General features: G+C 67.8%; 20 protein-coding genes and 6 pseudogenes. 12 read left to right on the top strand and 14 right to left on the bottom strand.

All coding sequences use genetic code 11. The annotated features are described in order from the left end of the window. From KVT44_RS49645 to KVT44_RS49635, 3 genes and pseudogenes are all read right to left on the bottom strand, one after another. Window positions 1-296: pseudogene (locus KVT44_RS49645) on the bottom strand (acetyl-CoA C-acyltransferase); the annotation flags it as partial. Further along, a complete protein-coding gene (locus KVT44_RS49640) occupies window positions 293-670 on the bottom strand; it encodes an SDR family oxidoreductase (RefSeq protein ID WP_217575082.1) in 378 nt (125 codons plus the stop codon). The gene KVT44_RS49640 and the pseudogene KVT44_RS49645, both read right to left, overlap by 4 nt. Before the next feature lie 166 nt (window positions 671-836). After that, the gene (locus KVT44_RS49635) at window positions 837-1,502 is read right to left on the bottom strand and encodes a GntR family transcriptional regulator (RefSeq protein WP_308314345.1); all 666 of its coding nucleotides are present in this window, start codon (window positions 1,500-1,502) and stop codon (window positions 837-839) included. A 436-nt stretch (window positions 1,503-1,938) separates the two neighbouring features. On the opposite strand from KVT44_RS49635, the gene KVT44_RS49630 reads away from it, so the two are divergent. Further along, the gene (locus tag KVT44_RS49630) at window positions 1,939-3,957 is read left to right on the top strand and encodes an acetoacetate--CoA ligase (protein WP_217575081.1); all 2,019 of its coding nucleotides are present in this window, start codon (window positions 1,939-1,941) and stop codon (window positions 3,955-3,957) included. 235 nt (window positions 3,958-4,192) lie between these two features. Here KVT44_RS49630 and KVT44_RS49625 read toward each other — a convergent pair whose 3' ends face one another. Further along, entirely contained in the window at window positions 4,193-4,924 is a 732-nt protein-coding gene (locus tag KVT44_RS49625) for a TetR family transcriptional regulator (protein WP_254650953.1), read from the bottom strand. A gap of 148 nt (window positions 4,925-5,072) precedes the next feature. Between KVT44_RS49625 and KVT44_RS49620 the strand changes: the two genes are divergently transcribed. Continuing rightward, complete coding sequence (locus KVT44_RS49620; RefSeq protein WP_254650959.1) at window positions 5,073-6,251, top strand: acyl-CoA dehydrogenase family protein; 1,179 nt, start codon at window positions 5,073-5,075, stop codon at window positions 6,249-6,251. A 221-nt stretch (window positions 6,252-6,472) separates the two neighbouring features. After that, entirely contained in the window at window positions 6,473-7,084 is a 612-nt protein-coding gene (locus KVT44_RS49615; RefSeq protein WP_217575086.1) for a TetR/AcrR family transcriptional regulator, read from the top strand. Window positions 7,085-7,357: 273 nt separating this feature from the next. On the opposite strand, the gene KVT44_RS49610 is transcribed toward KVT44_RS49615, so the two are convergent. Continuing rightward, window positions 7,358-8,056, bottom strand: a complete 699-nt coding sequence (locus tag KVT44_RS49610; RefSeq protein ID WP_217575077.1) for an SMI1/KNR4 family protein — start codon at window positions 8,054-8,056, stop codon at window positions 7,358-7,360. A 21-nt stretch (window positions 8,057-8,077) separates the two neighbouring features. Further along, window positions 8,078-9,013, bottom strand: coding sequence for a TIGR04222 domain-containing membrane protein (locus KVT44_RS49605; RefSeq protein ID WP_217575075.1), 936 nt, complete (start codon window positions 9,011-9,013; stop codon window positions 8,078-8,080). A 98-nt stretch (window positions 9,014-9,111) separates the two neighbouring features. On the opposite strand from KVT44_RS49605, the pseudogene KVT44_RS49600 reads away from it, so the two are divergent. Both KVT44_RS49600 and KVT44_RS49595 read left to right on the top strand, forming a co-directional pair. Next, window positions 9,112-9,234, top strand: a pseudogene (locus KVT44_RS49600) (SpoIIE family protein phosphatase); the annotation flags it as partial. Then, window positions 9,231-9,461, top strand: coding sequence for a hypothetical protein (locus tag KVT44_RS49595; RefSeq protein ID WP_217575073.1), 231 nt, complete (start codon window positions 9,231-9,233; stop codon window positions 9,459-9,461). The pseudogene KVT44_RS49600 and the gene KVT44_RS49595, both read left to right, overlap by 4 nt. A 674-nt stretch (window positions 9,462-10,135) precedes the next feature. Here the strand turns inward: KVT44_RS49595 and KVT44_RS61255 are convergent. From KVT44_RS61255 to KVT44_RS49575, 4 genes and pseudogenes are all read right to left on the bottom strand, one after another. Beyond that, a pseudogene (locus KVT44_RS61255) lies at window positions 10,136-10,717 on the bottom strand (DUF4158 domain-containing protein); the annotation flags it as partial. 213 nt (window positions 10,718-10,930) lie between these two features. Beyond that, complete coding sequence (locus KVT44_RS49585) at window positions 10,931-11,362, bottom strand: ester cyclase (RefSeq protein WP_217575071.1); 432 nt, start codon at window positions 11,360-11,362, stop codon at window positions 10,931-10,933. Between the two features lie 43 nt (window positions 11,363-11,405). Further along, window positions 11,406-11,933, bottom strand: a complete 528-nt coding sequence (locus KVT44_RS49580; protein WP_217575069.1) for a gamma carbonic anhydrase family protein — start codon at window positions 11,931-11,933, stop codon at window positions 11,406-11,408. 146 nt (window positions 11,934-12,079) lie between these two features. Then, a pseudogene (locus KVT44_RS49575) lies at window positions 12,080-12,688 on the bottom strand (type IV secretion protein Rhs); the annotation flags it as partial. 94 nt (window positions 12,689-12,782) lie between these two features. Between KVT44_RS49575 and KVT44_RS49570 the strand changes: the two are divergent. Beyond that, a pseudogene (locus KVT44_RS49570) lies at window positions 12,783-12,938 on the top strand (ACT domain-containing protein); the annotation flags it as partial. Window positions 12,939-13,536: 598 nt separating this feature from the next. On the opposite strand, the gene KVT44_RS49565 reads toward KVT44_RS49570, so the two are convergent. Continuing rightward, window positions 13,537-14,472 carry an SDR family oxidoreductase gene (locus KVT44_RS49565; RefSeq protein ID WP_217575067.1) on the bottom strand — a complete coding sequence of 312 codons (936 nt, stop codon included), beginning with the start codon at window positions 14,470-14,472 and terminating at the stop codon, window positions 13,537-13,539. Window positions 14,473-14,730: 258 nt separating this feature from the next. Further along, window positions 14,731-14,901: pseudogene (locus KVT44_RS59235) on the bottom strand (DDE endonuclease); the annotation flags it as partial. Between the two features lie 330 nt (window positions 14,902-15,231). Between KVT44_RS59235 and KVT44_RS49560 the strand changes: the two are divergent. After that, window positions 15,232-15,510: a WD40 repeat domain-containing protein gene (locus KVT44_RS49560; protein ID WP_217575065.1), complete on the top strand. Its 279-nt coding sequence runs from the start codon at window positions 15,232-15,234 to the stop codon at window positions 15,508-15,510. 26 nt (window positions 15,511-15,536) lie between these two features. Here KVT44_RS49560 and KVT44_RS49555 read toward each other — a convergent pair whose 3' ends face one another. Further along, window positions 15,537-16,508, bottom strand: a complete 972-nt coding sequence (locus KVT44_RS49555; RefSeq protein WP_254650958.1) for an NADPH:quinone oxidoreductase family protein — start codon at window positions 16,506-16,508, stop codon at window positions 15,537-15,539. Between the two features lie 614 nt (window positions 16,509-17,122). Between KVT44_RS49555 and KVT44_RS49550 the strand changes: the two genes are divergently transcribed. Together KVT44_RS49550 and KVT44_RS49545 are read left to right on the top strand one after the other, a co-directional pair. Continuing rightward, window positions 17,123-17,374: a hypothetical protein gene (locus KVT44_RS49550; protein ID WP_217575061.1), complete on the top strand. Its 252-nt coding sequence runs from the start codon at window positions 17,123-17,125 to the stop codon at window positions 17,372-17,374. Continuing rightward, window positions 17,371-19,041, top strand: a complete 1,671-nt coding sequence (locus KVT44_RS49545) for an acyl-CoA synthetase (protein ID WP_217575059.1) — start codon at window positions 17,371-17,373, stop codon at window positions 19,039-19,041. The genes KVT44_RS49550 and KVT44_RS49545 overlap by 4 nt, the downstream gene beginning before the upstream one ends. An 81-nt stretch (window positions 19,042-19,122) precedes the next feature. Here the strand turns inward: KVT44_RS49545 and KVT44_RS49540 are convergent, their stop codons facing one another. Continuing rightward, on the bottom strand, window positions 19,123-20,304 hold the full coding sequence (locus KVT44_RS49540; RefSeq protein ID WP_217575057.1) for an NAD(P)/FAD-dependent oxidoreductase: 1,182 nt from the start codon (window positions 20,302-20,304) through the stop codon (window positions 19,123-19,125). 518 nt (window positions 20,305-20,822) lie between these two features. Here KVT44_RS49540 and KVT44_RS49535 point away from each other — a divergent pair. From KVT44_RS49535 to KVT44_RS49525, 3 genes are read left to right on the top strand one after another with little or no spacing between them, the layout of a single operon-like run. Continuing rightward, complete coding sequence (locus KVT44_RS49535; RefSeq protein WP_217575055.1) at window positions 20,823-22,022, top strand: FAD-dependent oxidoreductase; 1,200 nt, start codon at window positions 20,823-20,825, stop codon at window positions 22,020-22,022. A 37-nt stretch (window positions 22,023-22,059) separates the two neighbouring features. Next, complete coding sequence (locus KVT44_RS49530; RefSeq protein ID WP_217575053.1) at window positions 22,060-23,031, top strand: alpha/beta fold hydrolase; 972 nt, start codon at window positions 22,060-22,062, stop codon at window positions 23,029-23,031. A 49-nt stretch (window positions 23,032-23,080) separates the two neighbouring features. Next, a complete protein-coding gene (locus KVT44_RS49525) occupies window positions 23,081-25,429 on the top strand; it encodes a CoA transferase (RefSeq protein ID WP_217575051.1) in 2,349 nt (782 codons plus the stop codon). Window positions 25,430-25,471 lie beyond the last annotated feature (42 nt).

Below are 25,471 nucleotides of genomic sequence, written 5' to 3'. Positions count from 1 at the left end.
GCCTCCAGGCCGGAGGCGCAGAACCGGTTGAGCTGCATGCCGCCCACGGTGTCCGGCATTCCGGCGACCAGCGCGGCGGTGCGTGCGATGTCCGAACCCTGGTCACCGACCGGGGACACCACACCGAGCACGATGTCGGAGATCCGGTCCTCGTCGAGAGTCGGGTTTCGCTTGCGCAGCGCGTCGATCAGGCCGGCCACCAGCGTGACCGGCTTGGTGCCGTGCAGTGATCCGGTCTGCTTGCCCCGGCCGCGGGGAGTCCTGATGGCGTCGTAGACGAATGCCTCGGTTGTCACTTGCTGTTCACCTGGCCACCCTCGCGCCGCTGGCGACGCCGAGCGTCTGTCCGGTGACGAATCCGGCGTCCACGGCAAGGAAGCAGGACGGTGATGGCGATGTCGTCGGTGCCGGCCGTACGGCCCAGCGGGGTCATGGCGACCGTGGCGTCCATGGAGGCCTGGTCTCCGGACGACGACCTCAGGAAGCCCTGTTTCATCGGTGTGCCCGTCGGGTTGGGAGACATGCCGTTGACGGCGGTCCCGCGGTTGCCGAGCTCATGGGCGGGTGACCTGGCGAAGGGCGACTGCCGCACATTGGCTCCGTTGCGACGGAGCAGTATGAGTTGGGCCCCGCCCACGTCGACCGTTCTTCCCTCACGTGGCTGTTCCAAGGTGTTCCCCTTCCCCTTCCGCTTCATTGCGTGACGGGGCCGAGGGCATGGCTGCCGCTCCGGCCCTGGGGTGTAGGACTCAGCCTGCTCGATATATGTGATAACAGCAAGAGGAACGACGAGATCTCTCGTATCTCGCCCGGTCAGGGACCGAGCTCCCTGTGTGTCAGGAAGTCCCGGGAGGGATCGCTTGCAGAGCGACTCTTTCGTTGCTGTCCAGATGGTGCAGCACGGCCGTCGCGGCGGCCTCGGGGTCGCCACTTCTGAAGACTTCGAGCAGCTCGGAGTGGATCTCCACGCGCTGGTCGTGTTGGGTCCGGTCCCCGGCGGGGCTGTCGAACGCGAGCCGGATGTATCGCTCGGCCGCGTGCCACAGACTCTCCAGAATGCGGAGGTCCCAGGCGGTTGTCGCCGGACGCAGGAGCTCGAGGTGGAACGTGTGATGGGCCTCGTAGATCTCGTCGGCATCGAGACGTCCGTCGGCGAACGTGGCCAGCAGAGTCTCGAGACGGGAGAAGTCCTTCGGGCCGAGCAGGGGACATGCCCGGCCGGCCAGTTCGGGTTCGAGCCGTCGGCGGAGACGGTAAATGCTGTGCAGTTCTTCGAGGTCCAGTGGAGCGACGACGGCGCTCTTGCCGTGACTCGTCACCACCAGCCCCTGGGCCTCCAGCTGGCGCAGTGACTCGCGGACCGGGATGAAACTGACGTCCAGCTGGCCGGCGATCTCGCGCAAGGAGAAGCGCTGGCCCGGCTTGAGCTCGCCGGAGAGGATGGAGCGGCGGATCTCCCGGGTCACCTTGTCGGCCATCGATGTCTGTTCGAGCGAACGCACGAACGGTTTCGGTTCCTGCACTCCTGCCACGACTGGCCCCCGGCCGTCATCGAGATGCGATCATCTTCAAGTTATCAGTTATAGCGCACAGCTCTCGAGGTGCACTCCGGCCAGCCGTTCGCGGCTGTCGGCGCTCCTGGTCGCGGGGTGCTCTCAGGGCCCGGATGCCACGGGTCGCTCTCCGGGGTGATCAGGAGCGGGCCTGGCGCCGTAAGAGACGTGCGGGAGGACCCGTGGCATGCAGGTGGTTGCGTCCGCCTTCACATGCAGGCGTGCCGGGGCGGCAGCAGGCTCCGACCATCCCGAGGGGAAAGATCCGCCGAGAAAAACTCGTCGGGCTCTTGCTGTTATCACATATAGCAATCAGGCTGTGTGCAAGTGGGGACCAGCCGCCCCGCGAGATCACCTGCTCGCGGCTGATCAATGGAGATCAGGGATGACTGAGACAGCCGCTCCCGAGGTGCTGTGGGAGCCGTCCGATGAAGCGGTCGGCGCTTCGAACATGTCGCGGTACGGCCAGTGGCTGCGTGAACGTCGAGGCGTGGAGGCCGCTGACTACGAGGAACTGTGGGCGTGGTCGGTGGACCAGCCGGAAGAGTTCTGGTCCTCGCTGTGGGAGTTCTTCGACATCCGCTCGTCGAGCCGGCCGGAGCGAGTGCTCGGCGGCACGTCCATGCCGGGAGCCCGGTGGTTTCCGGGCGCTCGGCTGAACTATGCGGAGCACATCTTCCGAAACGCTTCGGCCGACAGGCCCGCCCTCATAGCCGTTTCCGAAGACGGTCCGCGGCGGGAAACGTCCTGGGAGCAGCTGAGACAACAGACCGCCGCGCTTGCCGGGCGCCTTCGCGCCTGGGGAGTGCGGCCCGGAGACCGTGTCGCGGCGTACCTGCCCAATTCGGAGGCGGCAGTGGTGGGCCTGCTCGCCTGCGCGAGCGTTGGCGCGGTTTGGGCGTGTTGTCCTCCCGACTACGGTACCCAGAGCGTCATTGATCGTTTGCAGCAGATCGATCCAGTGGTTCTCCTGGTCGTGGACAGCTACCGCCACGGCGGTCGAGAAGTGTCCCGTACGGCGGAGGCGGTGCGGATCGCTCAGTCGCTCCCCTCGGTCAAGCACGTGGTGGCCGTCTCCAGGACGGCCGACGCCGCGTCGACGCTGCCCGCGGATTTCGCCCGCTGGGACGAGGTCGTGGCGGGAGGCGGGGAACCCACCTTTGAACAGGTGCCGTTCGAGCACCCGTTGTGGATCCTGTACTCGTCCGGGACGACGGGGCTCCCCAAGGGCATCGTGCACGGTCACGGCGGGATCGTTCTGGAACACCTGAAGTGGCTGAGCCTGCACAGTGACGTACGTGCCGGTGATGTCTTCTTCTGGTTCACCTCGACGGCGTGGATGGTCTGGAACGGGCTGATCGGGTCCCTGCTGGTGGGTGCCACGGCTGTGCTCTACGACGGGAGTCCGGTGTGGCCGGACAAGGACCGTCTGTGGAGCATCGTCGAGGAGACCCGTACGACGTACTTCGGGACCAGCCCCGGCTATTTGGCGGCTTCGGAGAAGGCGGGCCTCGTTCCGGGGGAGTCGCACGATCTGTCGTCGCTGCGCTGCCTCCTGTCCACGGGTGCGCCGCTGCCCGCGGACAGCTGGCGGTGGGTGTATCGCGCGGTGAAGCCGGATCTGTGGCTCGACGCGCCCAGCGGCGGTACGGACATCTGTACCGCGTACGTGGGCGGTTCACCGCTGAAGCCCGTGGTGGCCGGCGAGATCCAGTGCCGGTATCTCGGGATGCCCGTGGAGTCGTGGAGCGAGGCCGGCGAGCCGTTGATCGGCGAGACGGGTGAACTCGTGGTCACCGGCCCCACTCCGTCCATGCCCCTCTATTTCTGGAACGACCCCGAGGGGAAGCGCTATCACGAGGCGTACTTCGATGTGTTCCCCGGTGTCTGGCGCCACGGTGACTGGATCCTGATCACCGACCGGGGAACCGCCGTCATCCAGGGCCGGTCCGACTCGACCATCAACCGCCACGGCGTCCGTATGGGCAGTGCCGAGATCCACGCGGCCGTCGAAGCGCTCGACGAGGTCGCGGAATGCTTGGTCATCGGCGCGGAACTGCCCGACGGGCGCTACTACATGCCGCTGTTCGTCGTCGTCGCCGGTGGTGCGTCACTCGACGATGAGTTGCGAGAAGCCATCACCGAGCGCATCAGATCGGACTGCTCGCCACGCCATGTGCCCGACGAGATCATCCAGATACCGGCCGTGCCGCACACGCTCACCGGAAAGCGTCTGGAAGTCCCGGTCAAGCGGCTCATCCAAGGCGTTCCGATGGAGCGCGCAGTCAATCGAGGAGTGGTCGATCGGCCGGAGGTCCTTGACTTCTTCGCCGAGTTCGGTCGCAGCCTCAGGGGCTCTCCGTCAAGTCATGAAGAAACACGCAACGCCGGAGCTGCGTCATGACTGCACAACCGACATCGGCCCACGTCGTCCTGAAGACCGGCAAACTTGCCAAAGACACCGTTGCTCGACAGTCGTCGGCGTGCGCTATATGACATGTACCTTCGCCGGTCCGGCCGACCGGATTCCGGCACCATCGGCAACGCTGGAGAGCGCCTGGGCCGGCGCGCACCCGGGAAATGATATGACACCCAGTGTCATGGATTGAAGGTACTGAGTACCCTGATTGCTCGTGGTCTTAATCCCTGTCGAGTGTCGTCTCGATCTCGCGCACCAGACGCCACATCGGTACTCTGCGCTTCGCGATCACCACCATCACGTCGTCCAGTTCCTGCGGTGGGGCGTCCGTCGGCACGCGGCCCTGGCCCCAGGAGGTCGTGACGAACTCAAGGGCCTCGTCGACGGAGGTGATCACATCGCCCTGCCCGCCGGACCTGAGCCAGGAGCGCAGCGCATGATTGTGGGCCGCCACCACGGCTGCCGCGATGACATCGGCCCGCAACGTGCCGTCGGGGCGATCGGTGAAGCGCTCACGGAGATGTCCGGCGAGCACACGCTCGTACCGCCAGACCACGGAGAGTTCGTGGGTGCGAAGGCCCGGGACCTGCTTCGTCAGGCGGTATCGGTGCACAGAGAAGGTGGGGCTGTCGGCATACATGCGCAGGACCAGGCGGGCGGCGTCACAGACCTGACCCACCGGATCGTCGTCGTGGCTACCGGTGCTGAGGAAGTCCGTCATCTCGGCCAGGCACCGCTCGTGGTCGGGGAAAAGCACGTCTTCCTTGGACGGGAAGTAACGGAAGAAGCTGCGTCTGCCGACGCCGGCCAGCGTGACGATGTCGTCAACGGTGGTCTGCTCGAAGCCGCGCTCCAGGAAGAGCTGCAAGGCCGCAGTGATCAGGGCTTCCCGCATGGGAAGCGCGGCCGTCCCTGGTGCCGCCCCCTGTCCGTGACTGCGTTCCTCGCTCATGGGGCGAACATAGCACCGCCCTTTGCGACGGGGCCCTGGAGCGAGTTGGTTGGGAATTTGTTTTCAGAGCTTTGAAATGGTGGCACTGAGTGTGCATAATTGAGGGTACTGAGTGCCATCAATAAGTTGATTGGCTTCCGTGGATGGACTGGAGTGCGCCGTGAGCAAGGACTTTGACCTTTACCGGCCTTCGGAGGAGCACGACTTTCTCCGCGAAACGGTGCGTTCGCTGGCCGAGGCGAAGATCGCTCCGTTCGCCGCCGAGGTGGACGAGACGAGCCGCTTCCCGCAGGAGGCGCTCGATGCCCTCGTCTCTTCCGACCTGCATGCGGTTCATGTGCCTGAGCAGTACGGGGGTGCAGGCGCGGACGCTCTCGCAACCGTGATCGTCATTGAGGAAGTCGCGCGGGTCTGTGCCTCCTCGTCGCTGCTTCCGGCGGTGAACAAGCTGGGGTCACTCCCTGTGCAGCTGTCCGGTTCCGAGGAGCTGAAGAAGAAGTACCTCGGGTCGTTGGCCCGAGCGCAGGGAATGTTCTCATACTGCCTGAGTGAGCCGGATGCCGGTTCGGACGCCGTCGGCATGAAGACCAAAGCCGTCCGCGACGGTGACTTCTGGGTCCTCGACGGCGTGAAGCGCTGGATCACCAACGCAGGCTTCTCGGAGTACTACACCGTCCTCGCGGTGACCGATCCGACCAAGCGCTCCAAGGGCATCTCCGCGTTCGTGGTCGAGAAGTCGGACGAGGGCGTCTCCTTCGGAGCTCCGGAGAAGAAGCTGGGAGTCAAGGGTTCGCCGACTCGCGAGGTCTACTTCGACCATGTCCGTGTCCCCGCTGATCGCATGATCGGCGGAGAGGGTACGGGCTTCGCCACGGCGATGAAGACCCTGGACCACACCCGCATCACGATCGCGGCCCAGGCCCTCGGCATCGCACAGGGTGCGCTGGACTACGCCAAGGGCTATGTCCGGGAGCGCAAGCAGTTCAGCAAGCCGATCGGCGACTTCCAGGGTGTGCAGTTCATGCTCGCTGACATGGCCATGAAGCTGGAAGCAGCCCGGCAGCTCACGTACTCGGCGGCCGCCAAGTCCGAGCGTGTCTCCGCCGGAGGAGAAGGGGAGAACCTGACCTTCTTCGGTGCCGCGGCCAAGTGTTTCGCTTCCGATGCCGCGATGGAGATCACCACGGACGCCGTTCAGCTGCTCGGTGGCTACGGATACACCCGCGACTACCCGGTCGAGCGCATGATGCGCGATGCCAAAATCACGCAAATATATGAAGGCACGAACCAAGTGCAGCGGATCGTCATGGCCAGGAACCTGCCGTAAGCGGCTGACGGGCGATGCGCGATCGCCGGGCTGACTGTTGGGCCTTCGGGTGGCCGATGAAGGCGCCTATGGGGCGGGCACCCCGTCGACCCGTTGTCCGAGATCCGATCGCCGGCATCCGGATCGAGGCCGCATGCGGGTGACGGAAGCGCTGCCACATCGCGTTCTCGAAACCGTTTCGTTCGAAGGGGAGGTCAGGGATGGCAGCCGCGACCAGGCGTATGGCCTCGGCCGCTCCGGTGGAGCCGGGTCGTGCGTCAGGAGTGCGTCGCCGGCTCACGCCCGAGCGCAAGGCCGAGTTGTACGAAGCGGCGCTCGACCTGCTGCGTGAGGTCGGCTACGACGCCTTGACCATGGACGCCGTCGCCGAGCGTACCCATTGCAGCAAGGCCACCCTCTACCGCCTGTGGAAGGGCAAGGCAGAACTGGTCACCGAAGCCCTGCGCCACGACAAGGCCGTCAACCTCGCGGGCATCGACACCGGCTCCCTGCGTGGTGACTTGGACCAGATGGTGACTCGGATGGGCAACGGTTTGATGGAGAGGAACTCCGCGCTGATGCGGGGACTGATCCATGCCGTGCATGACGAGCCCGATCTTCTTCGGGCATTGCGGGAACTGCTCGTCGACCCCGAGCCGACCGGGCTCGACACGCTGCTGCGGCGGGCGGTGGCGCGGGGCGAATTCCCCGCGGACACCGCGGCGGTGAAGTACATCCCGCACATTCTGATCGGTGCTCTCGTTGCCCATCCGTTGATCGAGGACCAGCCGGTAGATCAGGCTTTCCTCCGCCGCTTCATCGATGCCGTAGTCCTCCCTGCCCTCGGCGTCTGACCCTGCGCACACCGTCGTACGGGCACCAATTCCGAACTGCACATCCAACCTCCGCGTTTTGGGCTGGGGTCGGCTGAGTTGGGCTGACGTTATCGGAGTCGATACTCGGTCCTCGTGTGTGCGGCAGAGCATGTGGCCCGCCCTCAGCCGGTCGGGCCCCGCACCACGTGGCTCAGGCGGTGCGTAGAGTGCCGAGTGTGGCGGGGTCCCGGAGGGCCTGAACTCACCTACAGCGCACACGAGTTCAACCGGCGCTTCCCAGCACCGCTTCTCCTAGAGAGGACGACGGCGCGGACGACGCGCGGCGGCCTCGGCACTCTCGACCCAGTGGAGGTACCAGCGCGCGAATCCGACCGGAGTCTGCGGCTCCCCGAGGGGCGTGAACTCGCCGTCCCCCGGGCGGTCGTCCGCCCACATACCGCCACGCTCCGGGCCTGTCAGAACGAGCCAGTGGCAGTAGCCGCAGCCCTCGTGACTGAGCTTCAACGCACCGCAGGTGACCCAGTCGAAGAGTTCGTTACCCGCTGTCATCCAGGCGCTGTACGCCGCGTAGTACGCCTCTTCGTCGTCGAAGCCGGACAGCAGTGGCTGCCTGTCCTCGTGCTCGGCCAGAACGCGCCGTCGTTCCTCCCCCTTCAGAAACGGAAGCCCCAGGTAGTCGTGGCGCATGCCGTGATCCACATTGCTCCACAGCCATCCCGTGTCCGTCCGGCGCAGGATGCTGAGCCCGTAGCCCGGCCCCGCACCGCCGGCACCGACTTCGAGAAGGAAGCCCCGGTATTCCGCCGGCAGCGAGACACCCCACTGGGCCTCCGCCTCGGCGACCTCCGGCTCCGACAGCGGGTCCGCGAACCGGAAGTGATGACCCGATCCTCCGGCCAGGTCCCAGGCCCCGAAGACCTGCTGTGCCTCGTCCACCCGGACCAGCGCCTCCACCCGCTCGCGGACCTCACTCCAGATCGTTGCCCCCATGAACGGAACTGTAGTAGCACATCACCCGTTGAAGGCGTTCCAATTGCGCTGCCGTTCCTCGGCGTCCTTGTTCTGTTGGCGTTCGTCGGTGCCTTCGTCGACCGCGGCGGAGAAACCGGACGTGTGTGCGGCGAAGTGGTTGTATGCCTCCGGACCGAAGACGGCGTAGGCAGCCGCCGCCTCACCCGGAGCGTACGGGTCGGTCCGCTTCGCCGGGTCCAGATGCGCGTGACGCGCCCGCGCCTGACGGACCGCCTGATCGCCCCGCTCCGTCAGCACGGGCAACCGCAGCGCCTCGGGCCTCCCGTCGTCCGCCATGGTGAGTGCCCAGGCGACCACGGCCATCGCGATCGCCGTCCACATCGCCACCTGTGCGTACCGCCAGTGCAGGAAGAGGAACAGCATCAGCGCGGCGAGCGGCAAGGTCAGTGCGGCAACCGTCCAGGACCACACGGGGCGAGGCGCCTTGAAGTCGATGAACACCTCTCTGCCCCGTAAGTACCCCTCTGCGTGAAGGTTTTGAGCGATCGGGTGCGTGACGCTGTGCGGGGCCACGGAAGCGGGGTTCCGGTAGGACGCGAGGGACCAGAGCTTCCGCTCGGTGTCCGACGCGTCGCGCGCGGGTTTTCTCCGGTGGCCGGCCGAGCACTGCAGGGTCGGCTTCCCGTCGTACGTCGTGCCGGGCTCCAGGACTCCGCGTGCCACCATGTCGATGATCACTGTCCAGAACGCGCGTTGGGTTCCGCCGTCCCCCTGTACGAGGACGGCGACGGCGGCGATCCCCAGCCGGAGGTCGTCGTCCGGTACGGCGCCGGCGGGATCCGGTTTCGCGGCCTCATGGCGGGCCAGCGCCTCCGCGACGGCCTTCGCCTGGACCCTGTCGTCGAGCGCCGCAGCTCCCACCACGAGGGCCGCGTAGCCCAGGACGTAACCGGCCCACGCAAACCAAGCGATCATCCCGGCAGTCTCAAGGACATGACCCTTCAGCAGCAAGAGTCAAGTGCCCCGGGCCGTTGCGGCTCGGGCGGAAGGCGACGCGGTCAAGGGCGGTCGGCCAGCCCGGTGCCCGACTGCTGCTCTACACCGACGGCATCGTGGAGGCCCGTGACAGGAAAGGCGAGGAATTCGGCCGCGAACCGTTTCGACGGGGTCTGTCCAGCCAACTCCTGACCACGTGACGACGGGCCGCCTCCGGTGCACCGGGGCGTTCTACCGGGCACAGGGGCAGAAGTCGGCGGTCGCGTACATGGCCTGCTTCGCTGCGGCCTCGGGCGTGGCGTACGGAGCGAACAAGTACCGCAAGTACGCCGAGGACAAGAAGATGGATCGCAGGATCTCCGAGTTGGAGACCGAGGGAGCCTCGGCCGAGATCGAGCAGGGGCGGGATGAAAATCCGACCGTGTAGGCGGAAAGGGAGTTCCTGAACCCCCAACAGAAGCCAAGGCCCTGACGACACGCTGAGTTATTTGTTACTTCGTGGCAGCTTCGGGAGAAGAGGGCCGTACATCGCACCCACTCGCGCCTGACAACTGAACAACGAGACGGGGCCGAAGCCATAAGAGGTGGCTTCGGCCTCATGGTGTCGACTCTACCGACATGCTCACCTGGCGATTTCAAGCACCGGCCTCGCACGCGCCCCGAACGGTGTCACGGATGTCGAGGACCATCACGCCGTCGACTTTCTCGGTGTCGCCCTTGCCGAAGCGGACCCACCAGGACCCGGGTGACTTCAGCGGTGGCGGGCGGCCCGTGCCCTTTCTCGCGGTCGGCGGCGACGGTCTCGGCGGCCCGCCGTGACCAGTCGGCGAGGATCTCGCCCAGGAGCCAGGCCATGTTGTCCAGGGTGTCCTTGTCCACCCTGCGGGCCGCGCGCCTGGTGAGCTGGTGGAGCCATCCCTCGGCCCAGTGCGCCTGGTCCAGGAGCCGCAGCACCCCGCCGTTGGCCGCCGCACGCCCGACCGCCTCCTTCGTCGGCAGCAGCCGGGCGGCCACCTCGGTGACCTGGGCCAGAACCTCGTCCGTGCGGCCTTCCCTGCCCATCTGCTCCTCGGCCGCGATAGCGCCCTGGAGGTGCTTGGCCGCCCGCCGGGCTGCCCTGGTGACGGTGGCGTGCGGCCGCTTGTCCGCGATAGCCCGGACCTCGGCGACCTGCCGGGCCAGCATGCTCACCCCCGGCAAGAGCACCCGGTTCCGGCACAGCCAGCCCACCGTGTGATCGAATAACGCCTTCGGCCCCTCCAAGTGCGCCGTCCACGCCTGCCCATGCAGGAACGCCCGGAACTTCCGGCCCATCTCATGGTCCTCGTACGCGTGGTAGTCGTACGCGTCACGTATCTCCCACGCGTGGTCGTACACCGTCTGCCGCCGCTCCGTGTACCGCTTCACGCACACCGCGTCCTTGATGCCCAGCTGTTCGGCCAGATGCTCGACCACCGACCACGGCACATCCAAGGGGTCCTCGCCCAGAAAAAGCCCCACATACCGCACCGTGCACATCTGGAGTGCGAACCCGAGCTGGTGATGCTTCGTACGCCGCAGCACGATCAGGTCCCGGTCCATGTCGTCCAGGAAGAAGAACCGCTCCAGCTCGGGCCTCGTCGGCTCCTCGGCGAACTTCCCGTACGTCTCGGCCTGCTCATCGGTCAGAAATTCGACTGGCATGCAGGGGACGTAACCACCCGCCACCAACCATCGCGGATCTTTCACCGAAGACCCGTCGCAAGCGGGCGGCCTGTGCTAAACGATCAGCCCTCGCCGTTCATGATCAATCTCACCGATACTGGCTGTTCCAGTGGTCCCCATGGCCGGGTATCGGGTGACGGGTTTCGGCGGCCTGCAGTTGGGCGACCCTTCCGGACTGTGACCCGGGGCACCTCACACCTGACTCGTGCCCCCGGGAAGTACGCCGAGCTGCTTCATGATCGACGCGAAATTCCAGTAGTCCGTGTTCCGGGTAATTTTTCCGTCGGTGACCTCGGTGATGGACACCCCCCGGAGGGAGATTCGCTGCCCGGTCGCGGGCATCCCGTTGTGGCCCATCTGCTCGTAGTTTCCGTCCATCTTCCACTCCCATGCGATGGCGCCTTCGGCTCCGAACACGCTCGTGACGGTGAATTCGACATTCGGATATGAGTGAAAGAATGCCTCCAGAAACCTTCGCAAATCATCATGCCCGCGATTTGTGACACCGAGCGCGGCGTCCTCGTAGGCGCAATCCTCGACGAAGTGATCGAGGATCTTGGTCACATCGTGGGAGTTCCAGTCGGTGATGTAGCTGTTGATGGTTGCCTTGGCTTGCGTGTTCATCCCGGCCTTCCTCTGGTGTCTTCCGGACGCCGCTGGCCTGCCGCTAACCCACGAGCAGGAGTTTCGTACGGTGTCGCTGAGCCAGCTCGGCGTATGCTCCGGGGTTGCCGTCGACCCACTCCTCCAGCTGAGTGCCGGCGATCGGACGCTTGGCGACCACGGGCGCCCCTGCGAGGAACATGCCCGGTGCGAACTCTCTGCCCGCCGGAACCAGCGAGTGCGCCGCGACAAGGCAACGCGCGCCGATCCGTGCCCCGTCGAGGACCGTGCAGCCGTTTCCCACCAGCGCTTTTTCTCCGATCACCGCACCGTGCACCACGCACTGGTGGGCGATCGTGGCCCCGACACCGACCTCGGTGACCAGATGAGGCGGGCCGTGCAGTACCGACCCGTCCTGAACATTGGCACCCTCGCGGACGGTGATACGTGAATAGTCCGCCCGGATAACCGCGTTGTACCAAACCGAAGCACCGGCCTCGACCACGACATCGCCGACAAGTGTGGCGGTGGGCGCGACGAAGGCGTCGGGATGAATGTACGGAGCTTTTCCTTCGAGCGAGAACAGTGGCATGCGCGGAATTGTATGCGCCGACCATCGTTGCGAATAATCTCTGTTCCGAAGGCTGGAACTCATGCCTCGCCATTGGCTCGTGGCCGACCTGAAGACGCGGCAAGGGGGCATGAGCCTTCCGGTGGCCGCTGACCGAGCCCCATGTATGGTCCGTGAGCCATTTCCAACCTGGGGCGTCCCGTCCGGTTGTAGGCGTAAGTCGTCACTTTCCGCCGTCGTCTTTGCGGACCACCTGTCCGAGCTGGTCGCGCTCGAAGGAGACGGTCCCGCCGAGCGCGTCGACGCGGGCGGCGAGCTGCCCGGCGGCGTCGTAGCCGGTAGGTGAGGGTGCGGCCGTCGAAGTCGGTCTCGCAGACGACGTTGTCGGCGGCACCGTACTCGTAGACCCAGTTCATCCCGTGCGGATCGGTGACGCGCCGCAGGCGCAGCTCGGTGTCGTGCTCGAACTCGTAGTGGGCCCCGTTGGGTCCTGTGCGGGCGAGCGGCAGGTCGAAGTGGGTGTATTCGAAGCGGGAGTCCCCGCCGGCCGTGTCGGTGCAGGTGAGGCAGTTGCCCTCGCTGTCGTAGGTCCACGACTCGGTGGCGCCGTAGGGGCCCGTGCGGCGGGCGAGCTGCCCGTCGGCGTGCCACTGAAGGCGGGTGACGCCGCCCACCGGGTCGGTGATGCGGACCGGTTTGCTGAGGGCGTCGTGCTCCTTGCGGGTGGTGGCACCGGCCGGGCCGGTCACCTCTACGGGCAGCCCCGCCGCATCGCAGGTTCAGATACGCGATGACGGCGGCGGAGCCGGTCACGACAGCCCGGTCCGCCGCTCTCGGTGCGCCGTCCGCCCGGCTGTATGGGTGTCTCTCGTGCCTGGCGAGACTGACATGCGACGACTTCTGATCGACATGCGGCCGGAGATGAATCCGGGGCGCTACGTGTTCACCACCGTGGCCGGTGACATCCCGCCCGGGGTGACCCAGGTCGTCACGATGGCCGAACGCGAGGGCCTCACCCTGGTGCTGCGCCCCGGCGGGCGGCCGGTGATCGCCGACACCGTCGAGCGCCCACCGGTGGATCCCGGGGGTCGCGCGGTTCTCGACGAGATCTGCGCCTCATACCATGTGAGCGCCTACGCCACCGCCGACGAGTACAGCGGACTGCCCGCCGCGAACGGGTTCGTCGACATCGACCTCCGTGACATCAGCGACAAGGTGGTCCGGACCGGGGTGATCATGGCCGATGTCGTCGAGGCCCGGCGCGACGAACTGGCCCGGATCGACGGGCCGGAACCGATCGACCAGTACATCGACCTCATGCGTCGCGCGACGGCCAGCCCGGGTATCAGGTACCTGGTGATCGCCGCGACGCTGGACCCGCGTTTGGCTTCTGATCCCGTCCGGCGCGCGCCCGCTGCCCGGCCCCCCTCTGTCACAAGGGGTACTGGACACTCGGGCTGCCGACCGCGCCATCCCGGACCTGGGGGCGGCGGCCACTCGCGGATGCCCCACGGGCCCGGGAGCCCGCTCCCGGGCCCGTGTGTCCGCTCCGCGGCGCTGGCGTGTGTCTCGTCCGGGCGGACCACCGACCGCCGTCAGTGCCCCGGCCCGGGAAGGGCGCTCGTCACCGGTAGCCGGACGCGTCGGCGGGCTTGCCCGCCTCCTCCACCTCGACCAGATAGCGCCAGCAGTCGGGGCGCGAGCCGTCGAGGTCGGTGAAGCCGTACTCCTGCGCGAGCTGCCCGCTGGACACCGACTGGCCATTCCAGCGCGTGACATCCACGTCGCCCGCCAGCGCCGCGACAGCGCGTCCCACATACGAAGGGCTCTCCGAGATGCAGAAGTGCGGCACCTCGGTCAGCGCGTCGCGCCAGGTCTCCTCCGTGACGCCGAGCGATTCGAGCATCATCTCCGAACGCATCCAGCCCGGCGTGAGCGTCACCGCTGTCCCGCCATACGACTTGAGCTCGTGCGCGAGCACGAACCCCATGCGCAACACACTGTTCTTGACCAGGTCGTAGAAGTACGAGTTGCGGTAGCGGCTGCCGTTGTACGCGGAGGTCCCGTCGGTCATCTCCACGACGAGCCCGCCGGGCTGACGCACCAGCAGCGGCAGCAGGAAGTGGCTGGAGATCGCGTGGGTGTCCACACCGAGCCGCATCAGCCGCAGCCCTGCGTCGAGATCGTGCTCCCACACCTTCTTGTCGAACTCGAACAGCCGCTCACCGCCCCAGACATCGTTGACCAGCACGTCGAGTCGCCCCTGCTCGGCGTCGACGCGCTCGGCCAGCGCCCGGACCTGCTCGGGCACCAGGTGGTCGGTCGGCACCGCGATCCCGGTCCCGCCCGCCCCGGTGACCAGCTCCGCGGTCTCCTCGATCGTCTCGGACCGGTCGTACTCCGAGCGGCGCTCCCGAGTCGTACGGCCCGTGACATAGACCGTCGCACCCGCCGCGCCCAACTGGACGGCGATGGCTCGTCCGGCTGCCCGCGTCGCACCCGCGACCAGCGCGGTCTTCCCATGGAGGTCCGGAGCCGGTGTGTCGGGCATGAGTCCCATGGAGTTTCCTTATCTGTCTGCGCGTTCCTGGACCGCGTCCGTCATCGACGCGGGCTGGTCGCACCATGATCGTCCCCTAACCCGACAACCTCTGTCGTCTTTCCCGCCGTTCTCCGTGAGCGGGGGCGGAAGAGACGGGCCACGCGCCGATGACGGGGAGAACGAAGTGGCCATTGATACCCACCCGACGCGACAGCCGGGCCCACATCCTGACAACGAGCCGAAACAGCCCCCGTGGGCCCCGCCGGACGGAGGTGACAGGTCTAGCGGTTCGGCGAACGCGCGGTTGACCGTGGTGGTGCGCCGCAGCACCGACAAGATGCCTTCGACCCGGTTGAGATCCGGTGCGCAGGGCGGGAGTTGGTAGACGGTGAGCCAGTCCCGTTCGGCGGTGTAGCGGCGCATCCCGGCCGTCAGGCGGGTGTTCAAGATGCCCTTATGTTGCGTCAAGCGGCATCGGACGAGAGACCAAGGACTGGCGTCCGCTGGATCTGACCGTATAACTCGCGAGCGACGAGCGTTTGAGGCAACGGATGATCTCGCGCTTCGACATGCCCTGTTTGGTGCGTCGTTCGAGGTAGAGACGTGTGCGCACATCATGGCGCAGGCGAGTAACCACCCCTGGCCGCCGGTGGCCGTAGCCGTCAGATCCTGCTCTGGGACCCGCGTTCCGGCCGGCTGCTTGCGGAGCTGCCCGACCAGCCCGAGGTCCACCGGCTCGGTCTGGCCAGGGACGGCTCATGGATCGCGATCGGCGACGTGAACGGCCTCCGGGTCCTGGAACTGCCCAGCAGTCGCGAGCGCTTCACGCTGAAGCAGACAGGTACACGTTTCACCACCACCGAGGACTGGCTGGCCGTGCCTGTCGCCGGACGCGTGCAGATTCGGTCGACTCGCACCGGTGAACTCCTGGACACCCTCGAGGCCCACACGGACCTCGTTCTCGACTGCCGCATGTCACCCGACCGACAACACTTGATGACCATGGACCGCGGCGGCACACCCATCGTGTGGGACGCGGCCGCCATCGTCTCTTGACACTGTGCCTGTCGCACTCCTTGCCGCTATCCCACTTCCAGGACCGCCTTGCCGACGATCTTCCCCTCCTCCAGGTCGAGGAGTGCCCGGCGCCCCTCGGATAGGGGATACCGAGCGGCCACCAGGGGGCGTACCGCACCCGATTCGACCAGGCCGGCGATGACGGCAGAGGCTTCGCCCAGTGCGCCGGGCAGACGCTGCATGTGTTCGCCCCACGCGACACCGACCACGCTGACATTGCGCAGCACGAGGCGGTTCACCTTCACCCGTGGGATATCGCCGCCGGCGAATCCGAGGACGAGGAGGTTCCCGCCCGGAGCGAGGATCCGGACGGCGTTGTCGAACGCGGTCCCACCCACGGGATCGACCACGGCGTCCACGCCCGCGCCCCCGGTGAGTTCCCTGACGCGGGCCGCCCACCCGTCGGCCAGGGCCACCACCTCGTCGGCGCCGAGCCCGCGCAGGAAATCCGCGGTCCCCGTGCGGCGCGCCACGGCGATCACGCGGGCACCGAGTGCCTTGCCGACCTGCACGGCGGCCGAACCGATGCCACCCGCCGCACCGAGCACCAGCAGGGTCTGGCCCGCTTCCAGCCGGATCCTGTTCCGCAGGGCGAACAGCACCGTGTAGTGGTTGACGACCAGTGCGGCGCCCTCCGCGAAGTCCAGATCACCGGGCAGCGGAGCGACCATGGCCGGCTCGATCGCGACCCGCTCCGCGAAACAGCCGCCCTCCATACGCACCGCCACCACCTTCTGTCCTCGGTGAAAGCCGCTGCCGTCCGGTGCCGACGCAACCACCCCGGCGAGCTCCGCACCCGGCGTGAACGGCGGCTTTGGCCGCAGCTGGTAACGGCCGTAGGTCATGAGCAGGTCCGGGTAGCACACACCCGCGGCGTGTACGTCGATCAGAACCCGTCCGCCACCGGTCGGTTCCGGCACCTCGACGAGATCCATCCCTTTCGGACCGATCAGCTCGGAGACCACGAGTGCCTTCATCACGTCCTGTCCTCCTCCGTGTCCGGACGAGCATGTTCGCGTGCCGGTCACCGGTGCGTCATGTCGAGGTTCCGGCCAACGGCACTCGATCGTCACCACCCCTCTCCCGGTTTCAGGACCGTGGGTCCGACCTGTCTGGATCACCGATGCTCTCGTGCGGCGGTGCGCACGGCGCAGGCTCGTGCAGCGTCACGGGTTCGGCGGGACCGGCATGGTCCTGGACGCGGAACCCCGGCCAACGCACGCCAAGCCACCGCCGATCAGGGAAGTACGCGCCGGGACGGCGGCGTCGGCGAGTCGTCCCGGCTGCTCTCGCAGGCGGAGACCGAATCACTGGACTCGTCGTCCTTCGGCCGGGGTCCGCGTGTTCGCCCTCGGCCTGGCTGGCGGAGCGTGACGCCGGACGGGGTGAGCGGTCTGCTCTCAGGCCGTGAGGCCGTGAGGCCGTCGGGTCATCAGGTCAGCGCGCCGGGGCCGCCGGAATGTCGAAGCCATCGGCGCCCCCGGACCTCATCGTCCGGGGCTGTCGCGCGGTTCCATCCGCCGGAACCGGAGCTGGCTGTCGGCACCCGGTGGCGACATGGTGCTGAGCACCGCTGACAGGAAGGTGGGACATGCTCCGTGACGCCACCATGATCGAGGCGGGGAGTCGCGTCTCCACCACGTACCGCAGCGCGTTGCCGACCGATTCCGGCGTTCCGGTGGTCGAACCGGAACCGCCGGGCGGCAACCCGCTGCCGGATACCGGTCCGGCGTACGCGGGCCGTCCGTATCCGGACAAGCCCCCTTCCCCTGGCGATCCGGCGATCGGCTTGTTCGCGAGAGAACAGGTGTACCGCCCGGAACCGGAACCGAGGAGACGATGATGTCCCGTGCTCACCGCGACTACGTCGAGGCTCTTCTCGCCGAGCGGGCCATGCCCCCCGCGGAGGTGTGGAAGGCCGCTGAGGCACGCCTCGACAGGCCGATCCACGAAGGTCTGAACAGCGCGCAGGAGGCCGCCGACCGATGGGCCCGGGACCGCGCCCGGCTCGCGATGATCGTCCGTCATCCGGACGGCACGAGCGACCGGTGGACGTTCGCCGAACTCAGCCGCGCCTCCAGCAGGCTGGCCACGGCGTGGCGGGCCGCCGGGCTGCGCCGAGGGGATCGCGTCGCAGCGTACGTCTCCCAGCAGATCGAGGCGTACATCACGGCACTGGCGGCCTGGCGGGCCGGCATGGTGTACATGCCCCTGTTCGCCGGGTTCGGGCCGGACGCGCTCGCGCAGCGCATCAACGGCGGCGAGCCGGCGGCGGTCGTGGTGGACCACACCCTGCGGGCCCGGCTGGAGCGGGCCCTCGGGACGGTGCGCGGCGATCTCCGGATCTACACCGTGGCCGGTCCGGCCGGCCGGGGTCTGGTCTGCGGCGACCACAGCCTGTGGGCGGAGATCGAGGGCCATGCCGCCGGAACCGCGGTGGAGAACACCGCGGCCTCGGACCCGGCGACCCTGATCTACACCAGCGGCACCACCGGAGCACCGAAGGGCTGCGTACAGCCGCACTCCCTGCTGGTGTCGATCCAGCCCTTCATCCGGCACACGTTCGCGCTGCGGCCGGGCGACATGCTGTTCAGCGGTGCGAATCCGGGCTGGGCCTACGGTCTCTACACGACCGGGTTCGGACCCATGTCGCTCGGTCACCCGCGGGTCGTGCTGAGCGGCGACTTCGATCCCCACGCCTGGCTGAAGGTCTTCGAGGAGGAGCAGGTCACCTATGTCGCCGCGGCGCCCAGCGCCTATCGCAGGCTCCTGCAAGCCGCGCGGAGGTCCGGTCTCTCGGCATCGGTGCGTGGCGCCACGAGCGCGGGGGAGCCGCTGGACGCGCCGCTGGCGGAGGCGTGGCGCGACCTGACGGGAGCCGGCATCCAGGACGGATACGGCCAGAGCGAGGCCGGAATGGTCCTGGCGAATCTGGCGTATGACGAGAAGCCCGCCGTGCCCGGGGCGCTGTCCTCGATCGTGCCGGGCTGTGAGGTCGTGCTGGTCGACGACGACGGGGTCCCGCAGGCCGAGCAGGGAATCATCGCGCTGCACCGCCCCAAGTACCTGGCCGCCACCGGTTACTGGAACCGCGACGACCTGTGGGCGGCACGCTGGCGCGGCGAGTACTTCCTGACCGGAGACGTCGGGCGGCGCGACGAAGACGGCAGGTTCCGGTTCGTGGGCCGGGCCGACGACTTGATCGTGACGTCCGGCTACAACGTGGGCCCGAGCGAGGTCGAGGAACTCGTCCTCGCGCATCCGGGTGTCCTGGAGGCCGCCGTCGTGGGGGTGCCGGACCCCGAGCGGGGCACCGTCGTGCGTGCGGTGATCGTCGCCAACGGTCAGGTGCCGCAGGACAAGGTGGCGGCGGAGGTGCGCCGCACCGTCCAGGACAAGCTCGGACGGCACGCGTATCCGCGGATCATCGACTTCGTGGACGCGCTGCCCCGCACCGAAACGGGCAAGATCCAGCGCAACCTGCTCAGGTCGGAGTACGAGCGCTCCTGAGCGCGCACACTCTGATCAGCGACGACGACCGGTGTGACCCGCTGTATCGGGTCACCCCGGTCGTCGTACGTCAGGTGTCCGTCAGAGCAGTGACGGGCTTTCCAGATCCTTGCCCAGCATGAAGAACTCACGCCGGAGTCCGGGGTCAGAGGCCACCTTGCGGTAGTGCTCGACCTCCGCGTCGAACCGGGCTCCGCTCCCGGCACGGAAGACGAGCCGCATGCTCTCCGACGACAGGGGAGAGGCGCGGTCGACGAAGACCCGCCGGCGTTCCTTCGCGTACCGGTCTAGCACACCGGGGTCCGCCTCACCGTGGGCCACCGCAGCCAGCGCCTCGGTGAGTACGAAAGTGTCGAACAGGCCGCAGGCCAGGCCGAAGGCGCTGCTGGGGTTCGTCACATGGGCCGCGTCGCCGGCGAGCACCACGCGTCCCACCCGGAAGCGGTCGGCCGTGCGCTCGTGCACTCGGTAGGAGGACCAGCCCCGCAGCCCCGGATCGGCCCCCTCGGGCAGCACCGTCTTGAAGACGGCCGGCATCCGGTCCGGCACCGTCTCCTCCGGCAGGAGTCGGCTCTCGGCGTAGATGTAGCGCCACAGACCGCTCCGGTCCGCCTGGCCGAGCAGAGCGCCGTGGTCGGGGTCGATCTGGTACGACGCCCGGGTGAAGCCCAGCCCGGTGAAGTCGAACCGCACGTCGGCCGCCACGAACCGAACGGGCCAGGTCATCCCCGCGAAACCGATGCCGAGGGAGCGCCGGACACGGCTGTGCGCACCGTCGGCGCCCACCACCCAGCCGACCCGGAAGGTTCGTGTGCTCCCGGGTCCTTCGGCGGTCACCGTCACCCCGTGGTCGTCCTGCTCCAGACCGACCACCCGCGTGTTCCACACGACCTCCGCATGAGGCATCCCGCTCAGCCGCGCGAGAACGATGTCGGCGAGCAGATGCTGTGGCAGGTGAAGGCTGTACGTGTGCTCGGTCTCGTCCGAGAGGCTGCCGAGGTCGAAGAAGATCCGTTCACCGCTGCGCAGCACTCCGAAACACCACTGATGTTCCGTCAGGCCCGCGTGAAGCATGTCCGGGAGAATGCCCAGACGCTCGATCCCCGGCAGCGTCGACCAGTGGTACACCATGTCGTGCGGCGCCTCGGAGACCTGGGGCCGGGCCTCCAGCAACGTCACGCCCACACCGGACTGGGCCAGGCCGAGCGCCGTGAGCAGTCCGACCGGGCCGCCTCCGACGACCAGGACGCTCCCGTCCGGCATTACGTGCTCCTTCGGACCTTGTCGTGGGGCTTTGGGCCGGGCGGTCGCGACGCGGCCACCCCGTGGACATTGTGAGCCATGGACATTTTGGTCTTCCGTCGCGGCGACGGGAGACCGGATTGCGGCGGCGGACGGAACCCGGTCACGTGTGACCGAGGACCTCCTCGACGCCCGCGCCGGGCGGCCCGGACGTGCTGTCCAGGCATCGCCGACCGCAGGTCCTGGCACTGCGGAAGGCGTCGATCTTCGTGGCGGACAATGACCGCGGGACGCTCGGGTCTTGATCCCGCTCACCGCGTCTCGGCCGGCGGTCAGGTCCGCGGCGAAGCGACACTCACCCGTGGTATCGGGCAGGTACCTCGCCACGACCCCGATTCTCGGACTCACGTCCGTACTCCTCATCATCTGGATCGGCACATACCGAAGTCTGGGTACCGCCGCGGGCGGACGGGAGTCGCAGTTCCGGTCACTGGTACTCGTCGTTGTGGCCTCCGTCGCCCGGCTCCAACACTGTCCGGGTGTCCACACTGATTGTTGGTGCCTCCGTCGCAGGCGTGCGAACCGCTCAGGCCCTCCGGCGCGAGGGCTACGACGGCGCGATCACCGTGGTGGGGGAGGAATCGCACCACCCCTACGACAAGCCACCGCTGTCCAAGGAGATGCTCGCGCCCGGCGCCGCTGCCGCTCCGGTCCCGCTGCTGTCCGGGGACGAACTCAAGGCGCTCGATGTCGGCCTCCGGCTGGGAACGCGGGCTGTCGCCCTCGATCCGTCCCGGCGCACGGTGCTCACGGACGCCGGTGACGAGGTGGCGTACGCCCAGCTGGTGATCGCGACCGGGGTCAAGCCCGTGACCCTGCCCGGGGCCGATTCGCTCGTGGGCGTCCACACGGTCCGCACGGCCGACGACGCCCTGGCGCTGCGCGCGGAGCTGGAGCGGGCGTCACGCGCGGTGGTGATCGGCGCCGGGTTCATCGGTGCCGAGTTCGCCTCGGCGGCGCGGGCGCGTGGTGTCGAGGTGTCCGTCGTCGAGGCTCAGGACACGCCGATGGCACACATTCTGGGGCGCGAAGTGGGGGGCGCCCTGGCGAGGCTGCACGAACTGAACGGCGTCGCTGTTCACAGTGGCGTGCGTTTCTCCGCCTTCGAGGGTCACGAGGGCCGCGTGACGGGGGTCGCGCTGTCCGACGGCCGTCTGCTGCCCGCCGATCTGGTGGTCGTGGGCATCGGGGCGCGCCCCGCCACGCAGTGGCTGGAGTCCTCAGGGCTTCCCGTGCGGGACGGGGTCGAATGCGATGCGAATCTGAGAGTACTGGGCCGGCCGGGTATCTACGCGGCCGGGGACGTGGCGCGATGGCAGCACGCCCTCTACCGGACGGGCGTCCGCATAGAGCACTGGACGAATGCGAATGAGCACGCCGCGATCGTCGCAGCCGGAATTCTGGGGAAGCCCGCCCCGCCTGTTCAGGTTCCTTATGTGTGGTCCGACCAGTACGGGCGGCGGATCCAGATCGCCGGGAGGCCGGCGATGGGTGAGGTGAAGGCGGTCCGAGGCGGAATCGACCAGGCGTCCCTTGCCGCGGTGTACGCCGATCGTGACGGAATGGTCGTGGGAGCGGTCGTCGTCGATGATCCGCGCACGCTGATGAAGTGCCGCAAGGCGATCGCCAAACGGCTCGGCGTCACTGAACTCGATATCGGTCTCGCGGCGACTTCCTAGGCTGCCGAATCTTTCGACGAGTACAGGAGTTTGCAGGATGGCGCTCACAGAAGAAGGACTTGTCGACGTACCGGGTATGGCGAGCCAGTGGGTCCGGCTGGCCGGCGGTGCGAAGGCCCACTACATGACGTCGGGCGCTGCCGGTCCCGCGGTCGTACTGCTGCACGGTGGGCTGCCCGGGTCGTCGGGCACTGTGGGCTGGCGTTTCCTGGCGCCTTTCCTGGGTGAGAACGGCTTCCGGGTGTACTGCCCGGACATGCCCGGCTTCGGCCTGTCCGACACGGCCGAGGAGCACCGGCCGGCCGGGGTGCACAGCCACGTCGACTTCATCCACGAGTTCGTCACGGCGCTGGGCCTGGACAAGTTCCATATCGCGGGCAATTCGATGGGGTGCATGAACACCACCAACTATGTGGTCGCCCACCCTGAACGGGTGCTCAGCTTCGGGCTGATCGCGGGTGACATTGGGGACATCGTCCCGGCGGGGAAGAAGCCCCCGGCCAAGGTGGAGCTCACGCAGTACGACGGTACGCGGGACGGCATGCGCCGGATGATGAACGCGATCATCTACCGCGGCCAGGCCGTGACTGACGATGTCATCGAGATGCGGTACCAGGCCGCTCAGCGCCACCTGGAAGCGCACAAGGCGTTCTTCCCGAGCATTCTTCAGTACGCCCGGGTGATTCCCTGGAAGGACCCGAACATCGCCGCCCGGCTGTCCACCAAGGGCAGGCTGGACAAGCTCATCATTCCCGGCATCTACCTCTACGGCATGGATGACGTGCTCACCCCGGTCGAGTGGGGATACGAGCAGGAGAAGGCGCTGCCGAACGTCCAGTTCTTCTACCCGGAGGAATGCGGTCACCTGGGCCAGACGGACCGACCGGACATCTTCAACCCGGTGTTCCTGGAGTTCTTCCGGGACGGGATCGTGTCCCGGCGGACGGCCGACGCCGCCGGAGTTTCCAAGCGTCGGCCGGAGAATCCTGACCTCGTCAGTCAGGACTAGCAGCCGCACGGGGGAACACCAACGGGGCCGGAAATCAGGAGACGCGAACATGCTCGGAGACATCACCGTAGTCGAACTCGGTCAACGTGTTTCGACCGCCTACTGCGGCAAGTTGCTGGTCGACGCAGGGGCGACCGTCGTGAAGATCGAGGAACAGGGCGGGGATCCGCTGCGCGGCAGCGAACCGGCGTACGCCGCGTATCTGCTCGCGGGAAAGCGGTCGGTGACGGCCGACTCACTCGCTTCGGCCGCGGCGCTCGGCGACCGTGTCGACGTCGTCATCCGCGACAGCGACGAGGCGGACGCCGGGCGGCAGGTGGCCGCATGGCGGGACCGCAATCCCGACCTGGTCGTCGTCACACTGTCGGACTACGGTCTGGACGGTCCCGCCGCGTCCACGCCAGCGACGGAGTTCACGCTCCAGGCCGAGGCCGGGATCACGGTGCTGCGTCCCACCGGGGACCGGCCGCCCGTCGCCACCAGTGTGCAACTGGCCGAACTCACCAGCGGAGTCAGCGCGGCCATGGGAACGGTGATGGCCCTGTTGGGCTGCCGGGCCGGTGCGCCGGGAATCGACGTCGACGTGTCCAGGTTCGAGGCGCTGGTCTCGCTGCTCCAGTACCCCTGGCTCTTCGCCCAGTCGGAGAACCACTATCCCTACCTGATTCCGCAGAACGCCGTTCCGGGAATCGAGCGGGCCAAGGACGGCTGGGTCTGCGTGGTCAGCGTCACCGAACCGCAGTGGAACGGCTTCAAGGAGATGGCCGGCGTTCCCGGACTCGCCGACGAGCGCTTCAACGCGTTCAGCGACCGGGTGAAGCTCGGCAAGGAGGTCACCGCGCTGGTTCGGAGCTTCACCGAGCGGCACACGATCGACGAACTCGTCGAGCTGGGCGCCGCGCACCGGGTGCCGATCGTGCCCGTGGGAACGCCGCGGACCCTGGCCGAACTGGTCCCGTACGCCAGCCGGAACACCTATGTGCGCAACGAGGCCGGAGCCGACTCGACCGGGGGCTTCCTCCAGCCGCGCCCACCGTTCCGTGTCGACAACGAGGGCGACTGGGTTCCGAAGCCGCCCCCGCGGGTCGGCGAGGACAACGGCGCCGCGTGGGGGCCCCGCCCCGTACGGCAGAATTCCACAGCTGACGGGACGGACCCGCGACGGCCCCTCGAGGGGCTGCGGGTGGTTGAGTTCGGGACGTTCCAGGCGGGGCCACTGGTGGGTTCGGCGCTGGCGTCGCTCGGCGCCGACGTGATCAAGGTGGAGGCCGTCAGCCGCCCCGACCTGATCCGGTTCACCGGGTGCCCGCCCACTGTCGACCGGTTCTGGGAACGTTCGGGGCAGTTTCTCGGTCCGAACACCGGCAAACGCGCGGTCACCGTGGACCTGGCCGACCCCCGCGGCGTGGAGATCGCCAGGAAACTGATCGCCGGCAGCGATGTCATGATCGAGAACTTCGTACCGCGCGTGCTGGACAGCCGGGGGCTCGGACAGGAGGGAGTCCGCGCACTGCGGCCCGACATCGTCATGGTGCGGATGCCTGCCTGGGGCCTGACCGGCCCGTGGCGTGACCGTCCGGGATTCACGTACACCGCCGACGCTGCCGCGGGACTGAGCGAGATGTCGGGTTACCCGGACGGGGAGCCCCTGCTCACCGGAACCATCGTTGACCCGCTCGCGGCGCTGGTCACGACCTTCGTCACCGTCGCCGCGATCCTGCGCCGCCGGCGCACCGGGGAGGGCGCCTTCATCGAGGTGCCGCTCTGCGACGTCGCCCCGCAGCTCACCGCCAGGCCGGTGATCGAGGCCTCCCGCACCGGACGCGTCGGCACCCGGACCGGCAACCGCAGCCCGTACCTGGCGCCCCAGGGAATGTACCGGTGCGCCGACGGGGCATGGGCGGCTGTCTCGGTGGCGACGGACAGGCAGTGGAAGGCGCTGGCCACCCTGCCCGCCGTCAAGGCCTGGGCCGCTGACGAACGGTTTGCCGACCATTCCGGTCGCCGCGGGCACGAGGACGAACTGGACCAACGGCTGGGCGAGTTCTGCGCGACGACGGCCTCGGCCGAACTGGTGGCGACGCTCAGGGACCTCGGCGTACCGGCAGCTGTGCTGAGGGTTGGCGACGACTTCGCCGAGCACCCGCAACTCCTCGCCCGGCACCGGGTGTACGAGCTGGACCACCCGGTGACCGGATCGGCGAAGCACATCGGGCCGGCGATGACGTTCTCGCACGCCCCGGTGGCCTCCGCGCCCAGGAACACGCCGCTATTCGGGCAGGACAACCACGACGTGCTCCGCGAACTGGGCTACAGCGAGCCGGAAATCCAGTCCCTGACCGAGGACGGGGTGCTGGGGGACGCCCCGTTCGGGCTTCCCTTCGACCGCAGGAGCTGAGCGTGTCAGCGATCACCGCGTCGCTGGAAAGGACCCCGCGAA

Source organism: Streptomyces sp. GbtcB7 (assembly GCF_019091445.1).
GTDB lineage: Bacteria > Actinomycetota > Actinomycetes > Streptomycetales > Streptomycetaceae > Streptomyces > Streptomyces mirabilis.
This window is presented reverse-complemented; position numbering and strand designations above follow the sequence as displayed.